Annotated in this window: 13 protein-coding genes and 1 tRNA gene; 5 read left to right on the top strand and 9 right to left on the bottom strand. The window is 62.8% G+C overall.

Annotated features, from left to right (window positions below):
- Positions 1-42 precede the first annotated feature (42 nt).
- Positions 43-146 (top strand) — tRNA-Ser (locus tag I41_RS27390).
- A 92-nt stretch (positions 147-238) separates the two neighbouring features.
- Here I41_RS27390 and I41_RS18080 read toward each other — a convergent pair.
- Positions 239-1,012 carry a methyltransferase family protein gene (locus I41_RS18080; protein ID WP_145434306.1) on the bottom strand — a complete coding sequence of 258 codons (774 nt, stop codon included), beginning with the start codon at positions 1,010-1,012 and terminating at the stop codon, positions 239-241.
- Between the two features lie 47 nt (positions 1,013-1,059).
- Positions 1,060-1,698: a YceI family protein gene (locus I41_RS18085; protein WP_168206994.1), complete on the bottom strand. Its 639-nt coding sequence runs from the start codon at positions 1,696-1,698 to the stop codon at positions 1,060-1,062.
- 350 nt (positions 1,699-2,048) lie between these two features.
- On the opposite strand from I41_RS18085, the gene I41_RS18090 reads away from it, so the two are divergent.
- The 4 genes from I41_RS18090 to I41_RS18105 are packed head-to-tail and all read left to right on the top strand — an operon-like array spanning position 2,049 to position 5,931.
- On the top strand, positions 2,049-2,804 hold the full coding sequence (locus I41_RS18090; protein WP_145434308.1) for a methyltransferase domain-containing protein: 756 nt from the start codon (positions 2,049-2,051) through the stop codon (positions 2,802-2,804).
- Positions 2,801-3,973 carry an NAD(P)/FAD-dependent oxidoreductase gene (locus tag I41_RS18095; RefSeq protein WP_168206995.1) on the top strand — a complete coding sequence of 391 codons (1,173 nt, stop codon included), beginning with the start codon at positions 2,801-2,803 and terminating at the stop codon, positions 3,971-3,973. The genes I41_RS18090 and I41_RS18095 overlap by 4 nt, the downstream gene beginning before the upstream one ends.
- On the top strand, positions 3,970-5,175 hold the full coding sequence (locus I41_RS18100) for a type III polyketide synthase (protein WP_210420989.1): 1,206 nt from the start codon (positions 3,970-3,972) through the stop codon (positions 5,173-5,175). Before I41_RS18095 ends, I41_RS18100 begins: the two co-directional genes overlap by 4 nt.
- A 60-nt stretch (positions 5,176-5,235) precedes the next feature.
- Positions 5,236-5,931 carry a VIT1/CCC1 transporter family protein gene (locus I41_RS18105; protein WP_145434310.1) on the top strand — a complete coding sequence of 232 codons (696 nt, stop codon included), beginning with the start codon at positions 5,236-5,238 and terminating at the stop codon, positions 5,929-5,931.
- 56 nt (positions 5,932-5,987) lie between these two features.
- Here the strand turns inward: I41_RS18105 and I41_RS18110 are convergent, their stop codons facing one another.
- From I41_RS18110 to ku, 7 genes are all read right to left on the bottom strand, one after another.
- A complete protein-coding gene (locus I41_RS18110) occupies positions 5,988-7,877 on the bottom strand; it encodes a pyrroloquinoline quinone-dependent dehydrogenase (protein WP_210420990.1) in 1,890 nt (629 codons plus the stop codon).
- Positions 7,878-8,035: 158 nt separating this feature from the next.
- Entirely contained in the window at positions 8,036-10,099 is a 2,064-nt protein-coding gene (locus I41_RS18115; RefSeq protein WP_210420991.1) for a helix-hairpin-helix domain-containing protein, read from the bottom strand.
- The gene (locus I41_RS18120) at positions 10,089-10,841 is read right to left on the bottom strand and encodes a PP2C family serine/threonine-protein phosphatase (protein WP_210420992.1); all 753 of its coding nucleotides are present in this window, start codon (positions 10,839-10,841) and stop codon (positions 10,089-10,091) included. Before I41_RS18120 ends, I41_RS18115 begins: the two co-directional genes overlap by 11 nt.
- 39 nt (positions 10,842-10,880) lie before the next feature.
- Positions 10,881-11,576, bottom strand: a complete 696-nt coding sequence (locus I41_RS18125) for a vWA domain-containing protein (protein WP_145434313.1) — start codon at positions 11,574-11,576, stop codon at positions 10,881-10,883.
- Between the two features lie 431 nt (positions 11,577-12,007).
- Entirely contained in the window at positions 12,008-12,691 is a 684-nt protein-coding gene (locus I41_RS27770; RefSeq protein ID WP_210420993.1) for a YMGG-like glycine zipper-containing protein, read from the bottom strand.
- 208 nt (positions 12,692-12,899) lie between these two features.
- Positions 12,900-15,602 carry a DNA ligase D gene (gene ligD / locus I41_RS18135; protein ID WP_145434314.1) on the bottom strand — a complete coding sequence of 901 codons (2,703 nt, stop codon included), beginning with the start codon at positions 15,600-15,602 and terminating at the stop codon, positions 12,900-12,902.
- Entirely contained in the window at positions 15,602-16,495 is an 894-nt protein-coding gene (gene ku / locus I41_RS18140; protein ID WP_168206997.1) for a non-homologous end joining protein Ku, read from the bottom strand. The genes ligD and ku overlap by 1 nt, the downstream gene beginning before the upstream one ends.
- Positions 16,496-16,882 lie beyond the last annotated feature (387 nt).

Below are 16,882 nucleotides of genomic sequence, written 5' to 3' on the forward strand. Positions count from 1 at the left end.
CATTTAATGACATCGAATGCAATAGTTTGCATTTACCTTCTTGGGGCTGTATCATTCGCTAAACAACGAAGGAAACGCCTAGAACGCTCTTGTTTCTGCGCGAATTTGCAAGGCAGAGGTTAGGGGTTCGATCCCCCTTGGCTCCACTTCTTTTTTTGAGCGTACGCCGTTGAGTTCGGCAACTGAGTTCTGCGACCTCGGCGCGATCGCTCGTCATCTGCTACTGGTCGTGCGACGACTACGCGGCTGGCCGTCTTCGGGCCAATGGGCCCAAGCCGATCAGCGGATAGCCTGGCACGCGCTGTTGGTACTGGCGGTATTCGTCGCCCATGTAGAACGCCAGCCGTTCGTCCTTGAGGTAGCTGCCGACGGCCAGGTAGATCGACCAGACGGCGGTGAGCAGGGCGTGATCGAGCGTCATGAGCGGCGTGAACCAAATCAATCCGGCAAAGCTGAGATACACCGGGTGCCGCATCCACCGATAGGCGCCTTTGGGGACGAAGCGCCGGCGCGGCAACGGCAGCCGGCGGGCCCAGTGGCTCCACTCGGTGAAGCCCGTCTGATAGCCGAGCCCCGTGAGCAGCAGGCTGTAGCCAAGCCCGAGCCACGACAGGAGAAACGCCGCGACAACCACGATCCGCGGCCAGCCGCTGAGCTCCCAGATGACGATGTCGCTTTCCTGCCAGGCGCCGAAGACGACCCAAAGCGACGCGCATGTGACGATGCAATAGAAGATGCCGAAGAACTCGCGGCCAATGACTCGGCAGATGGCGGCTTGGAGTTTGGGGAGGCGCAGCAGACTGTGCGGCACGGCAAAGAGCAGGGCAAGCCCCAGGTCGCAGCTCGCCATCAGCCAAACGGGCGTTCGTCCGCCGTCGCGAGGCGCTGAGGCGTCGAGAAACTGGTAGAGACCAACCACAGTGACGGCGAACATCAACTGCGCGCCGAGGCCGACAATCCATCCAGCGGCGCGCCGCCACGCGGCGGCCCCATCTGCGATCACTGCATCCATGCCACATCACTCCGAGAATATCTTGCGACGGCGGTCATCGCCGTCGATCATTGTCCAGGCGCGCTGACGACAATAATGTCTCCGTGAACCATCATATCGTCCGCGACGCCGACCGCGCCAAGCGCCTTGCGCAGCGGTTTAATGCCGAACTCGGATTGTCGCAGCGGAAACTGGCCGCGAATGCGCAGGAAACCGTTCCCAGGTTCGACTTCGGCGAGAAACCGCAGCGGTCGCTTCACCCCGTGGAGCGTGAACTCGCCGATGAATTCGTAGAGGGGATGGCCTTGGCGGCTCGCCTGGTTGGTCTTACGGGTCGAAGCAACGTCGAACACCGCCGTTGGGAAGCGTTTGACGTCGAGGACCTCCGGTCCGAGCATGTTGGCGGTCACTTCGCGCTGCGTGTCGGCGTCGGTTTCGCCTTCTACGCCGAGATACTTGCGGGCGTAGGGAACGTCGGCGAGGAAGCTGCCCATCTCAAACTGGATCTGACCCGCGTCTTTTTCGGCATCGAGCGCAATGCGTCCGCCGCTAAGCAGGCCAACGACGCCGTGCACGTGCCCGAAGCCCGTTTTCTCGACGCGAATGTAAACCCGCGAATTGCCGGGGTGGACGTCGCCGGGGGCGAGCGCCGGGGAGGACGCCGGCGCGGCGCCTGCAGATCCGCTGGCAATGACACTGAGACACATTATCATCAGCCAGAAAATCGTCGACTTACGCGGGTAGCGGGCGATTTTTTGCGGAAATATGAACATCACCGGCCTCACTTCCTTGCGCTACTGTAAGGTTTCAGACTCGTACGATTGTGAGATTGACAGGAGCGGCCCATCGCTCGCAACATACTCCAGTCGGACGGCGCCTAGTGTATAGAACGCATCGCATCCGATCGTCGAGAGCAAGTTGCGAGTTTCATTGGACATTCGCCGCTCTTTACGGATGTCCACGTCACTATTTACGGAACAGGTCGCTTCACGAAGAAGCGACGGGGGCCGCGCAGCTCGGTATCGAGGCGCGCAGCTGAAAGGATTCAGCGAATCTCATGTCAGTCACAGCGAGTCCGGCAGCGCGCCGATGGACGATCGGCCGAAGACAACGCATCGCCGAGTTAATGGACGACCCGCAGATCGAGCCCGCGGCGCTCGATCACGCGCTTCGCGGGATCGCACGAATCAACGCGGTCAGTCTGACGGCTGAACATCTTTGGCGCCGCCTGAAGCGGATCGCTGCACAACGACGGTTGTCTCGCCTCAGCGTGCTCGACGTCGGCTGCGGCAACGCCGACGTCACGATTGGAATTGCTCGCCGTGCCGCGAGCGCCGGACTGCTCGTCGAGATCAGCGGCTGCGACATGACGGCGGTTGCCATCGAAGCCGCGAGCGACCGAGCGCGCCGCGCCGGGCTCAGCAACGTTGAGTTTTTTCAAGCGGACGCACTGCTCGACGATCTCCGCGGCGAGTACGACGCGGTGGTGAGCTCGCTATTCTTGCACCACCTCGCGGAGCAGGACGCGATTGAACTGCTGCGTCGCGCGAGTCAGATCGCGCGTTACGCGATCATCATGGACGATCTCTGCCGCTCGGCCCTCGGTTACTGGCTCGCACGGTGGGGCTGCCGGTTGTTGACGCGTTCGCCCGTCGTCCATTTTGACGGCCCAGCGTCGGTGCGGAGCGCGTTCACGGCGACCGAAGCATTGCAGTTAGCCCGCGCGGCCGGACTCGATGGCGCGGTTGCAGTACGGCGATGGCCGGAACGGTATACGCTCGCGTGGCATGCCGACGCCGAGGGGGGATCATGATTTCCGCGCCTCGGTGGAACGTGGCGGTGATCGGCGGCGGGCCGGGCGGGGCACTCGCAGCGCTGCTGCTAGCTCGCGCAGGGCTGCGCGTGGCGCTAATCGAGCGCTCAACGGCGCCGCGATACAAAGTGTGCGGGGGTTGCCTCAACGAGCGCGGCTTATCGATTCTGAACGAGTGCGGACTGGGCGAAACACTTCGCTCGGAGTTGACCGCTTCGCTGCGACGCATCGTGTTTCACAGCGCGGGCCGTAACATGGCGATTGCGGGGCAGGTTGGCGCCGTCGTCAATCGAGCGACCTTTGACGCCGCGCTCGTCAGCGCTGCCGTCGACGCGGGGGCCCAGCTTTTCGCCGGCGCGACGGCGACGGTCGAACCGATCGCCGCCGACGCTACCGACGCCATCGCCGGTCGTACGATTGAGCTTCGTTACGCCAATGGCGCGAGCGGTCTTCTCGCGGCGGAACTCGTTGTCGTCGCCGACGGCTTGGGAAGTCCCTCGCTGCGGCAGCTTTCCGAGTTCGACGCCGTGACGGCTCCCGATTCCCGGATGGGCTTTGGCCTTCTGCCACGACCTTCGCTAGTCAGCGATGGCTACGAGCCATCCACGCTGCGCATGGTTTTGGCGGACGACGGCTACCTGGGAATTGCGCGGCTGGCCGACGGGCGATTCTGCATTGGCGCGGCCGTCGATGCGGCCGTCGCACGGCAACATAAGCTTCATCAGTGGATAGCCGACGCTATTGCGCGGTGCGGTCTGCCCGAGATTCACGGGCTCGCCGATGTCGCGATCCGGGGAACGCGCCCGCTGACCCGTCGCCCAGCGCGGACCGCCGGCCATCGGATCTTTCTCCTTGGCGACGCCGCCGGTTACACCGAGCCGATCACTGGCGAGGGGATGGCTTGGGCTCTCGCGGGCGCCGCAGCCTTGCCGCCGCTGGCCGTCGCGGCCTGCCGTCGCTGGCGTCCGGAGTTCGCGATGGACTGGCAGCGAACGCTTCGTCAAGAGGTCTACTGCGGTCAGTACGTCAACCGCTTCCTGGCCGCGGTCCTGCGACGGCCACGATATGCTCGTCCCGTTTTTGCCGCCGCGGCCGCGTTTCCCGGATTCGCCGCCCCGGTCGTTCGCCGATTGAATCGCCCTCAAAGTGTTGCAAGGATTGCCGCATGACGCCGCTCACCGTGACCAATTCCCGCCTGCTCCCTGCCCGCCGCAACGGTTACCGCTCCGCCTTGCGCGACGCTGAGCCGAAACACGTGAACCCGATCATCCGCGCCATCGGCGTCGCCGTGCCTGACGAGTCGGTCTCCCAGCATCGGGCAGCGGACATTGCGACAGAGTTGATCGCGTCGTCAGAACGTCAACAGCGAGCCATCGCCACGCTGTATCGCCGATCGGGAGTCGAGACCCGGCGTTGCACGGTGCTCGAACCGCAACGCGATGCGGAGCACGCAGAGCAGTCGTTCTTTGAGCCGCGCCGCTCGGCAAGCGACGGCGGCCCCTCGACCGCTGAGCGCATGGTTCGCTACGAACAATCGGCGGGGCGGCTTGCCGCCGCCGCTTCGGCGCGGGCAGTGAACGAATCAGGCTTGCTGCCGGAACGGATTACCCATTTGGTGACGGCGACGTGCACCGGTTTTTCCGCGCCTGGATTTGATCTTGGGCTGATCGACGCGTTGTCGCTGTCTCGCGGCGTGCAACGGACGCAAGTCGGATTCATGGGATGCCATGCCGGGCTCAACGCGCTACGGGTCGCGCAGGCCTATTGCCGCGCGGACGCGAATGCGCGTGTCTTGGTTTGCGCGACCGAACTTTGCAGTCTCCACTTTCAATACAGCGACGATCCGCAGACCATCGTCTCGAACGCGCTCTTCGCCGACGGCGCCGCGGCGGCGGTGATCGCTCCGGACCGAAGTCGCGCGGCGTCTGGCGACGGCTGCGATCGGCCCGATTGGCGACTCGCCGATCATGCGTCCCTCGTGCTGCCCGATTCGGCCGACCTGATGAGTTGGCGCATTGGCGACAACGGCTTTGCGATGACGCTGTCGCCGCGACTTCCAGACTTGATCGCCGAAGAGCTTGCCCCGTGGGTGGACGGCTGGCTCGCCAACCATGGCCTCAGGCGGTCGGACGTTGGATCGTGGGCCATTCATCCGGGCGGCCGGCGCATCCTCGCCGCAGCCGCGGCTTCGCTTGAACTCACCGCAGATCAGATGGCGCCGTCGGAGCAAGTCCTGCGCGAGTACGGCAACATGTCTTCGCCGACGGTGCTGTTCATTCTGCGCGAACTGCAACAACGCCGTGCGCAGCTTCCCGCAGTCATGCTCGCGTTCGGTCCAGGCATCACCATCGAGGCCGCGCTGATCACCTAATTCTGCTTAACAGGCGGCAACGGATCGCGATGCGCCGCGGCACGCGATAGAATAACGACCATGATCCTGCCGCACGCAGAAAACCACCGAATCGAACGCATTGGCTGGCTTCGCGCCGCGGTGCTGGGGGCAAACGACGGAATTATCTCGACCGCGAGCTTGATTTCAGGCGTCGCAGCCTCTGACGCACCCAAGAGCGCCGTGGTGCTGGCCGGAGTCGCCGGGCTGGTCGCGGGAGCCGCCTCCATGGCTGCCGGCGAATATGTCTCGGTGAGCTCGCAGTCGGATACGGAGCGGGCCGACCGAGAGCGCGAAGTGCGGGAACTCGCGACCGATCCCGACGCCGAATTGGCGGAACTGACGACGATTTACGCGAAACGCGGGCTCGATGCAAAACTAGCCGCCCAAGTCGCGGCGGCGCTGACGGCACACGATGCGCTGACGACCCACCTGCGCGACGAATTGGGAATCGTGGCCGGGATGGAAGCCCGGCCGGTGCAAGCCGCGTTCTCGTCGGCGGCCGCCTTCGCCGCCGGAGCGATCTTGCCGCTCGCAACCGCAATTCTGGCGTCGCCGGATCACGTCCTGCTGATCGTCGCGGCGACGTCGCTAGGCTTCCTCGCTGCCCTGGGCGGAGTCGCGGCCAAGGTAGGAGGTTCCCGCCTCGGCATCGGAATTGCCCGGGTGACATTCTGGGGAGCCGTGGCGATGGGGCTGACCGCGCTGATTGGGCGTGCCTTCGGGGTAAACGCTTGACGAGCAGAGCTCGTTCGTCGTCGCGGAAGCCAGCTTGAAGAGCCGCAAAACGGTAATCATTCCAGAGCGAATGCGACAAAGGCGTCGCCTGCTTTGGTCCGTAGTTTCCCCGCGCCTCCTGCGGCGATCACGACGTACTGCCGACCGTCGACCATGTACGTGGCAGGCGTCGCGTAACCGCCCGCCGGGAGTTGATGCTCCCAGAGGACTTTGCCTGTTTGCTTGTCAAACGCGCGAAACTTTTCATCCTTCGTGCCGGCAATGAAAACCAGTCCGCCGGCGGTGACGATCGAGCCGCCGAAGGTTTCGGTCCCCGTTGGAGGTATGCCCCGGGCGGCGAGTTCGGGATGTTCTCCCAACGGGACCTGCCAGGCAAACTCCCCGGTATTGAGGTTAATGGCCGTGAGCTGGCCCCACGGCGGCTTGATGCCGGGGTAACCTTCATGATCCAGCAGCTGATGGTACCCGGTATGGCTGAAGGGGCCATATCGTCCCTCCGAATCTTCTTTGGCGTCTGTGGCGTCGACGAGCGTGAGGATATTGGGGACGTTGTTCGAATTGACGTAGAGCAACCCCGTGGTGGGATCGAAGCAAGCGCCCGACCAGTTGGCGCCGCCATGAAATCCCGGGATGACGACGGTTCCTTGGAGGCTGGGCGGATTGAATGCTGGCCCGCGACGGGCGTTTCTTAACTTTGCGAGAACCGAATCGCGATTGGCGACGCCGATGTTGGTGACGTTCGACTCGTCGAATGCCTGCACTGAAAATGGGGGAGGCTTGACGGGAATGGGTTGCGTCGGCCACGCCTGCTCGCCGGGCACGTCCGAGGCAGGAACGCTGCGTTCTTCCACGGCGAACAAGGGCGCTCCGGTGTCGCGGTTGAATAAGAAGACGTAACCTGTCTTGGTCACTTGAGCGACCGCGTCGATCGAACGCCCCTCGTGGGTCACCGTGACGAGATTGGGAGAAGTCGGCAGGTCGTGATCCCATAGATCGTGATGCAGGGTCTGGAAGTGCCAGCGGCGCTCGCCAGTGGCGGCGTCGAGCGCGATCGTGCAGTTGGCAAACAAGTTCTCGCCGTGGCGATCGCCGCCGTAGAAATCGAACGCTGCCGAGCCGAGCCCGGCGAAGACGAGACCGCGCTCGACGTCGACGGTCAGCCCGCCCCACGCGTTGGCGCCGCCGCGCTCGCGCCAGGAGTTGCCCTGCCACGTCTCGCGGCCGTATTCGCCCGGACCGGGCACGGTGCGAAATCGCCACAGTTGCTTCCCCGTGCGAACATCGAAGGCGCGGATGTCTCCGGGCGCGGCAATGCCGGGCCCCTCGCCGCACGAAACGCCAATGATGATCGTGTCTTTCCAAATCGAGGGCGCCGACGTTGGTCCGTAGCCGAGAGACGCCACCTTCGGATTGAGTTCCTCGCGCAGATTCCGCACCCCGCCGTCGCCGAACTTACCGTCGAGCTTGCCTGTCTTGGCATCGAGCGAGAACAGCCGGCCGTCGGCCGTCCCGTGGATGATGCGCCGCGCGCCGCCGGCCTGACCATCGGACCAGTAGGCGCAGCCGCGGTTGACTCCGCCAGACGTTGGCTCGTGTTCGAACGGATGCTCTTTGAGCGGATCGAACTGCCATAGCTCAGCGCCGGTCGCCGCGTCGAGCGCGACGACGCGCAGGTTGCCTGTCGTTAGATACATGACGCCGTCGACGACGAGCGGCGTGCACTCGATTGTCCGGCCATCGCGACCTTCGAGCTCGTTGGTATGGAATGTCCAAGCGGGCTTCAGCTGCGCCACGTTCTCGCGATTAATCTGGGCAAGGTCCGCGTACCGCATACCGCCGGGGTCGTTGCCGACGCGGGGCCAGTCGCTTCGATCCAGTGACTGCGCTGCAGTCAGATGCGCCAACAGACAAGTCGAAGCCACGGCGAACAGTGCAGCACGGATCACGATATTGCTTCCCGATCATGGGGATGAAGAAAAGCGATGGGGCGCAGGAACCGCGCCTCGGCCGCGCCGTAGCAAGATAACACCGCTGCCGGCACGGTGCTATGGATCGGTCGCAAAGGGCAAACATTCGACCTTCACTGATCGCTGCTCTGCGACCGCTAACCGAACAGCCAGTAGGCAAGCGCGCCGGCGGCCGGGCCAGCCAGCGTCGATGCAGCGATCATCCACGGCGACTGATTGATTATTCTCTCGAGCGGACGCCGCGCTGATTGAGCGGCGCGAAGATTCTTCGCCAATTCACGGGCCGAATCGGCCGATCGGTCGAAGAACGTTAATTCTCGTTCCAGTTGGTTGCGGCTGGCCGCCGCCAGTGAGTCGAGGTGATGCGACGCCATCAAGATCCGCCGGGCCTGCGTGACTTTGAAGCGCTGAACCGCCGCCTTGCCGCCTGCGTCGGCGTCGGAAAAGTTGACGCCGTGTTCCGGCTTGAAGACGAATTGGCGCGACACCCGATCGCGCCAGGCGAAGAGTTCCAATGTGAGTCCATCGTGCAACATCGGCACGGCAAACAGGTTCATCTGCGTAACGTCGAGCGGGCTTTCTACACCGTATGATTGGAGCACCGACGCCAGCGCGGGGGTCATCCCTGGAATCTCGGACGCATGCTCGGAGATCAGGTAGTTCGTTAGGAATCGATTGAGTTGCGTCATGCGGAACAGAGCGAGCACGTCTTTCAGCTGGCCGTCGGCCGCGCGGTAGTGTGACACCTCCGTCTTCAGTTCTGCCGTCGCCTGGTCAAACGATGCCTGACGCTTGGCGTGGGCCGCGGTAATGGCGCGAGATTTTCGGTTAAGGTCGTTCTGTGCTGCGAGCAGTCCGTCGGCTAGCTCCCCGCTTTCCTGGCGTTTAGCGATTGCCGACTTGTTTAGCATTAGCGCTGCGCCGCTCGCTAGCGAGCCAAGCGCGCCGACGGCCAGTGCTAGAGGGGATGCGGGAGAGGCGAGGCAGGCGACTGCCGACCCCGCAAACGCGACGGCCGCCAAGTCAGCGACCGTCGGCTGACCGTACGACTGAAGCCGCTTGGGCGCGATCGCCTGGGGAACCTTAAAGCTCTGCGGCGAGAGTTGCGGGAAGGCCGGAAACTTCAGCCGGTAGAGTTGGGCTTCCAGGTGTTCGATCCGCTGCGGCGAGATAATCGACGACGATCCGTCGAGAACGAAGAACGCGGGGCCGCCTTCATCTTCAATCCGACACCAGGGGCATTGGCTAAGTCGGCTATAATAAAGGTGCGTCGGATCGAACGAACAGCCTTTGCGCTCCGCGAGAAGGGCGTCGAGTTGCTGAATCCATTCCTGCGCCGTCGGGCGGTTCGCAACGCCGTCGGGTTGCCGAAAGGCCCGCTCAAATAGCTTCTCGATCGCGGGCGGAAGATCGTCCAGGCGTAGCGATGCCGGGGGCGGCTCCATGAGCGTCGCCGTCCGGTCTTTGGAGAAAGCGAAGCGACGCTCGGCGATGGCACGTTCGATGGTCTGATCGCGGTCGCCGAACAAACGCCCGGCAAACGGATGCCGGCCGACGAACAAGAGATGAAAGAGCAAAATCGCCAAGCCGAATCGGTCGTGGTCCTGAGTGCGCGACGCGTCGCGAAGCTTCACGCCATGAAGCTCTGGCGGGGTAAAGTGGGGGGTACCGACGGGGCAATAGTACGTCTGCGCTCCGCTTCGCACTTGGAATGAGTCGCAGTCGATAAAACGAACGCGCATCGTTTCGTCGATGAGCAGATTGCCTTGATTGACGTCGCCGATCAGGATGCCAGACTCGTGTAGCGCGTCGAATGCGGCGGCGACATTGCGCGCGGCAAGCACCAAATGGAACCACCGGGCCTGCGGAAAGAAACGCCGTCGAGCCGCTGTGCCGTACAACTCATGAAGATGGCGCGCGTCGCGTACGCGCGGCGTCAGGACGCCGCAGGCCTCGCCGGTGTGGGACGAATAAAGCAGCGCGCGAGGCCACGCAGCGATGCCATCGAGTCCCGGGTTGCGACTGGCAACCATCGCTTGGAGCTTGGCAACTGTTTCGGGTGCGGGCGGGTTCTTGTGAAAGACCTTCGCCGCCAGCGCGGGCTTGCCGTGAACGGCGAAGACGCTCCCTTCACCCCCTTTGCCGAGCAATTCGTCGAGGAGGTACTTCTCCCCTTCCGAATCGATCACTTCATGCAACATGCCTGACTTCATCGGCGATCCGGCAGGCGAGGAGGAGGGTCTTGTCATCGTCATTCTTCGCGGCGACCGATTCAGACGTCAGGAATTGTCTTAGCCGACCGTTGAGCGAGTCGACGTCCGAAGCGGCGCGGACGCCGGCAAACAAGGGTAGAAAGAAGGGAAGGTGCGGCGTTTGTGCATCGAACTGCAACGCTAAGCGTTCGACGCCATCGGTGAACAGCGCCACGTCAGCGAAGCCCCCGTCAATCACGCATACCTGCAAACGTGCGAGATAGTCGTCCGAAGTCAGGAAACTCGTGGTGTTGAGATACTCGCCCGATTGCGGCCAGAAGACGACTCCGATCGCACCGTGGCGACGCGCGACAATCGCTCCGTCGCCGATCTGAAAGAAAACTGATCGTCGCGCCTCGATCACCGCACCGCAGAGCGTACTCGCGTAGTCGCGAAGCGGCTGCTGCCGATGCCTGGCGGCGTCCTCGATGATGCGGCGCGCCTCGCGGCACCATTCAATCACGTCGCTCGCCTGAACGGTTGCGCGCGTGCGAGTTGCTTCGAAGTGCTCGCCGGCAAGCTTCACGACGGACTCGCAGACCACTCGCGCGCCGTGGCCGCCGAGGGCCGCCGTGCCGGCGCCGTCGGAGACGCAGGCGACGAGCGCCCCGCGGGCGGCATCGCCTGCGAATCGCGCGAGACCGTAATCTTGGCATCGAGCGTCATCGATGAGATGACGCCGACCCGGCACGCTTTGACAAATAGATCGCCACACTTGATGCGCTCGGCGCTAGACGAATGCCCAGCCGTCCGGTCCCTGCGTTGGATCGACTAACGGCACCTCGTCTCCGGGCGACGAGCGCGAAACGGCCTGCTGCGAATTAGACAGCCAGCGAAAGAGTTCGGCGAACTTCATCCCTTGCAGCCACAGCGGCTTGCGGGCGCTGAGCTTCTGCAAGATTTCCATGTTCGCGCCCTTCACGCCGACGGCGAAAAAGCTAAACGCCTTCCGCTGTTCGCCGGCGCGAATGCGGGCGGCCACGGGCTGCCATTGATCGTTCGGTTCGCCGTCGGTGATCAGGAAAGCCCACGGGCGATAGTAGGCGATGCCGTTTTCCCGATATTGCTGGCGTCGCTCTTCGATCATGTCGAGCGCGGTGTTGATGGCGGCGCCCATCGGGGTGCCGCCGACGACTTCGAGGGTCGGCGGCTGAAAATTCGTCGCGGTGACGAAGTCGACCTTGCGGGTGACGCGCCCCCCAAAGGTCACCACGGCCACTTCAACGCGCTTGGCGGCCAACGCGTCGCAGAGGAGTTCGTCGCGATAGACCTTCAGCCCCTTGTTGAGCTCACCGATGCGAGGTCCATGCATCGAGGTGGAAGTATCGACGATCAAAACGCAAGGAACGCGAGGCTCGGGATTCTCAGCGAATTCGACGGCGCCGAAAGAGCCGTCGTAAGTACTGTCAGCAAAAAACTTATTCATGGACAACCGAACGTGTGGACATTCATTCGTCAACGATCTCTGTCCGATGCCAATGCCGCCTAGCGCGTAACCGTGCCTCCGGATACAGTATGGCGAAAACGGCTCAAAACGCAAGTTGAAGCGACAGCGGCGACTTTGAGTCCCGAGATGCGGGCAAAAGCCGTTCTCCGGCTCGCAGCTTGGCGCCTTCAGCCCAATGCGGGTCTTGCAATTTCCGACGACTTGACGGCTGCAACAAGGGCAACGCCTGGTCGGACGCGCATCCGTACAACGCGTAGGCCGGGGGGATTGCACGTCGTCTTCAACCTTCATAGACGCGCGCAAGAGTGCGACGCCTTACAGTCTATTGCCAAAGCGCGACCCACGTTCCCTGCTGTCCGTCGCCCCGGATCTGGATGCATCACTCATCGCGGCGACGTGCCCGCCGATTCCTACCAGTGTCCGTGATAGTGATGGCGCGGATGATGGTAATAGTGATGATGGTACCCCCAACTCGGACCCGCGTAGAAGCGAACCGCCGGCGCTGGTTGAACGTAGACGACCGGCGGCGGTCCAATGATTGCCGGGGCGACCGATGGCGCGAAGGCGCCGGGCGCTGAACTCTGCGCTGCCATGACGACGCGGTCGCTGACGCCGCTTTGCTTGAGGGCGATGAGGCCTCCGGGACTGAGGTCGAAGCGGCCGCCGCGGCTGCGAATCGTGCTGATGATGACCTCCTCGCCGACGCCGGCGCGAGTCATCTCGACGAGATCGAAATTGGTGACAGCCATGGCGGCGACCTGCGCATTCGCTTGCGCGGCAACCGCGCTTCCGGCAGCCGCCGCGCGCTGGTCGGCGGCATCGGCGGCGTTGCCAATGAGGCCGCCGGTGAGTGCGCCAACGCCGGCGCCGATCAGCGCGCCGCCGCCGCGGTGATCCTTCCCGCCGACCAGCGCGCCGGTCACAGCGCCCAGTCCGCCGCCGACGACGGCCCCGGCGGCGGTGTCGTTCTGGTAATAGCTCGGCGGCGGCTGGTAGTAGTACTGCTGGGCCGCTGCAGGAACGCCCATGACCGCTACGAGGCAACTTGCCTGCAGCGCGAACGGAGCTCGACCCGCACGAAACTTCCAACACATGGCAGCGACTCCCGGAGAGATTGCGCCTACGACGGGCGCGCAGCATCACTGTTTATCGGCAGTCGTGGCGCGGGGCAACAGCAGGTAGCACGCTTTCGCCCCGCTAGCGAGGGTTGCGGCGATTTACTGGAGGAGCGCTGCGAGCATGGGGAAAGATTGAGATCATTGTGACCGCAACTCGTCGCGATTCGGCCCTTCGCTTGCGGTTCTACTGAAGCAGCTTTCGTGCTTTTGCAGTAATCGACTGTCGCGTGCTGGCGAATCCCTCCCAGGGGTCGTGCCGCAGGCGACGCAGCCGCTCGGGCACATTCTCAATGGTAAAAGCGTTCGCACTCGCCAACTTTGCGAGTTCCTCCCAAGCGAGCGGCGTTGCCACGGGGGCGCCATTGCGTGCTCGAGTGGAATAGGAGGCAACCGCGGTGGCGCCACGCTGATTGCGGAGATAATCGACGAAGATTTTGCCGCGGCGCTTTGCCTTGCTCATGTTCGAGACATAGCGGTCGGGCGCCGTACGGACAATCAGATCGGCGACCCCGTGCGCGAACGATTTGACTTCGTCCCAATCGCTGCGCCGTTCAATCGGCGCGACGACGTGCAGACCTTTGCCGCCCGATGTGCGCAGAAAGCTTTCCAGTCCTAACGCTTTCAGACAGTCGCGTACTTCTGCAGCCGCCTGCTTGACGCTCGACCACGATACCTGCTCGTCGGGATCGAGATCAAAGACGAGCCGATCAGGCCGCTCCACGTTATCTTCCCGCGCCGGCCATGGGTGAAATTCAAGCACGCCGAGTTGGACCAGCGAAATCAGGCCCGCAAGATCATCAACAGCGACGTAGACGTCGACGCCGTCATTCTCTTTCACATTGACGCCGTGGACGGTATCGGGCATCGAATCGGTAAGATGCTTCTGATAAAAGCACTTGCCGGACTGGCCTGCCGGGCAACGCACGAGCGTCAATGGTCGCCCAACCACGTGCGGCAGGATGGCGTCGGCAACCTGCTCGTAATAGCGAGCAAGATCGAGCTTTGTGACTCCACAGTCTGGGAAGACGACTCGATCGGGGTGTGAAATGGCGACGCCGGCAACGATCGGTTCATCAGACGTTCGGCCGCGGGCCGACGGGTGCTGTGGACGCGACGCAATAGTTTTACTGTTAACCTTCCCCGTGCTTCTCTTCATTCGAGTTATTTTCCCTGCGATAGCCAATGTCGGTTCCTCGCGCACGATTGACTTGGGCGACTTGTCCTCGCGCAACCCCTGAAACGACGGGTGTCGCAGCAATCCGTCGTCGGTCCATTCGGTAAAAGCGACTTCAGCGACCAATTCGGGCGATACCCAGGTAACGCCGCGCGCGTCGGCGCCGGTGGGGGGCTGGTCGTATGCCGGGGTCTTGCGTTTGCGTTTCAGCAGGGCACGATGAACGTCCCGGAGAGATTGATGCGTAAAGCCCGCCCCGACTCGACCGGCGTAGACTAACTCGTCGCCGCGGTAATACCCAAGGAGCAACGCTCCAAATCCGGTACGCGAGCCTTCCGGCTTCGAAAACCCGCCGATGACGAACTCCTGGCGGCGCGTGCACTTTACCTTTACCCAACCGGGTCCGCGGCCAGAGGCGTAGCGGCCGTCGGCTCGCTTGCAGACGATGCCTTCGAGTCCGCCGCCGCATGCCTGATTCCAGACGGTCTCGCCGCTACCCGCAATGTGATCGCTGAACCGGACGACGCCACTGGCGTCGTCCGGTACGTAGCTTTGCAGGACGCGCTTTCGGTCGAGCAAGCCGACGCCCGTCAGATCGTATCCTTGCGCGAACGGCAGGTCGAAAGCGTAATAAGCAAGCGCCCGATCGTCTCCGCGCCGCAGCTGATTCTGCAATTGCTGGAAGTCCGAAACGCCCTGCTCATTGAGCGCCACGATCTCGCCGTCGATGATGCCGCTCGCCAGCGGGAGTTCCTTGACGGCCGCAACAACCGACGGAAAGCGATGAGACCAGTCATGACCGTTACGCGTGATTAACTGGACCTTACCCGCGGCAACGCGGGCGAGGACGCGGTAGCCATCGAACTTAAGCTCATGAATCCAGTCGGGCCCTTCTGGAGCGCGCGTCACCAGAGTCGCTAACTGCGGTTGGAACTCTTTCGGCAATCCCTTCTTCTTAGCGCCAGGGATCTTGGCAATCTGTGCCGGCGTGAGCGGCTTCGAAGTGCCGGCGGACTTGGAGCCCGCTGCCGGGGACGACATCGCTTGTGATTCAGCCGAAGTCATGCGTCGAGTTTTTTTCGCGCTGTCTTTCTTTCCCTTCGGTGCGTTATCCTTCTTGCTGCCCCAAACCCGTTCGGACGCGTCGGCGATCTGCTCCATCGTCCGATTGCTCACCACGCTGTTTTGCTTCTGCTCGCGAACGTCGAAGTCGTCTGTCGCCTTCGCGTAGCGGTCGTTGTGCTTGACGAGGAGCCAGTTCTTGCCGCTCTCGCCGGCGCGGCCCCCCATGCGGACTAGCGCCCAGCTACCTTTCAACTTCTGACCGTGTAGGGTGAACTTCAGCTTGCCGGCTCGCCACTGGGCTATCGCGTCGCCGTCGCCCTCCGACTCCCATGTGCCCTGATCCCACAACATGACCGTGCCGCCGCCATATTCGCCAGCGGGAATGATTCCTTCGAAATCGGCGTAATCGAGGGGATGATCCTCGACCCGAACTGCGAGCGACTTGACGGCCGGATCGAGGCTCGGGCCCTTCGGCACGGCCCAACTCTTCAGCGTGCCATCGAGTTCCAATCGAAAATCGTAATGGAGCCGACTGGCATCGTGCTTCTGAACGACGAACAAAAGCTCTCCGCGCGAAGCTTTCCGTTTGCCGGCAGGCTCGGGAGTTCTCTTAAAGTCACGCTTGCGCTTGTACTCAACAAGGCTCATCAGCCCGCCTGCTTCTTTTTCACGGGTCGTTTGCGCGGGGATGCGCGGCGGGCAACTGCGCGGGGTTTGACGGCCCGCTTTTTCGCCGGGCCTGGCTTCGACGTTCCGGCGACGCTCCGTTTGAGCATCTCCATAAAATTAACGCTCGCCGGCTGCGTCTTGGCGTCATCAGCCTCGACGTCGGTGATCGCCTCCGTTTGCCCTGATTTGATTTTCTTTTGGATCATCCGATCAAGGGCGTCGCGGTATTCGTCCTTGAACTGTGCCGGATCCCACTCGCCGCTCATGCCTTCGATCAGTTTTGCCGCAAGTTCGATCTCTTTTTTCGACACCTTATATTCGCTGAGGTTGCTGCCTGGAAGTTCCAGGTCTTCGACCGATTGCAGTTCGTCGGCATAACGTAGCAACTCGAGGACCAAAGCGTCCCCCTCCACGACCAGCACGGCAAGGTATTGCCGCGCGCGGATCACCACGCGTGCCAATCCCGCCTTACCGGCGCCAGCGATCGCCTCCCGCAGGAGGACGTAGCCTTTTTCCCCCTTACCGGCCGGCGCGACGAGGTAGGGGCGATCGAAGAAACGGATGCCGATTTGCTCACGATCGACGAACTGTTCGATCTCAATCGCCTTGGTCATTTCCGCCGAAGCATTGTCGAGTTCTTCCTGACTTAAGAGCACATACTGACCTTCCTCGAATTCGTATCCTTTGACGATCTGATCCCAGGGAACCTCCTCTCCCGTTTCCTCGTTCACGCGCTCGTATCGGACGCGGGCCGAGTTTCGACTGTCGATCAGCTTGAATCCCTGGGTCGCTCGACGTTCCGCCGCGAACAGAGCGACCGGGACGTTGACGAGGCCGAAGGAGATATGGCCTTTCCAGATCGGGCGGGGCATGTGGAGGCTCCAGGCATGGCGAAAACTGAACCCTCCTGGCGGCAGTGCTAGCATCCTGTCAGGTAGTGCTAGCACGCTTCGTGCCGGCGTCGATTTAGCGGGAAACGCCCAGATTTCCGCTCAACCCGGTGTGCGATCGACGATCAGCGCGAGAACGGACTGACCAAATCTTACGCCTGGCGGAAAGACGGTGAGATTCCGAAGCTTGTGGCCTTCGTCTGGCACGGAGACCTCTCGGGATGAGCCCCCCCGGCAGTCGCTCCGTCCAGGCTGCATGGCTTGCCATTGCCTACGTGTTCCATCTACGTAAGAAGTGATTTAACATACGGTGCCGACCGCATCGTCCACCGAGACTTGGCTGCGTCGTCCCTTCTCCCCAACAGTGCG

The sequence above is a fragment of the Lacipirellula limnantheis genome, assembly GCF_007746075.1.
Classification (GTDB): Bacteria; Planctomycetota; Planctomycetia; order Pirellulales; family Lacipirellulaceae; genus Lacipirellula; species Lacipirellula limnantheis.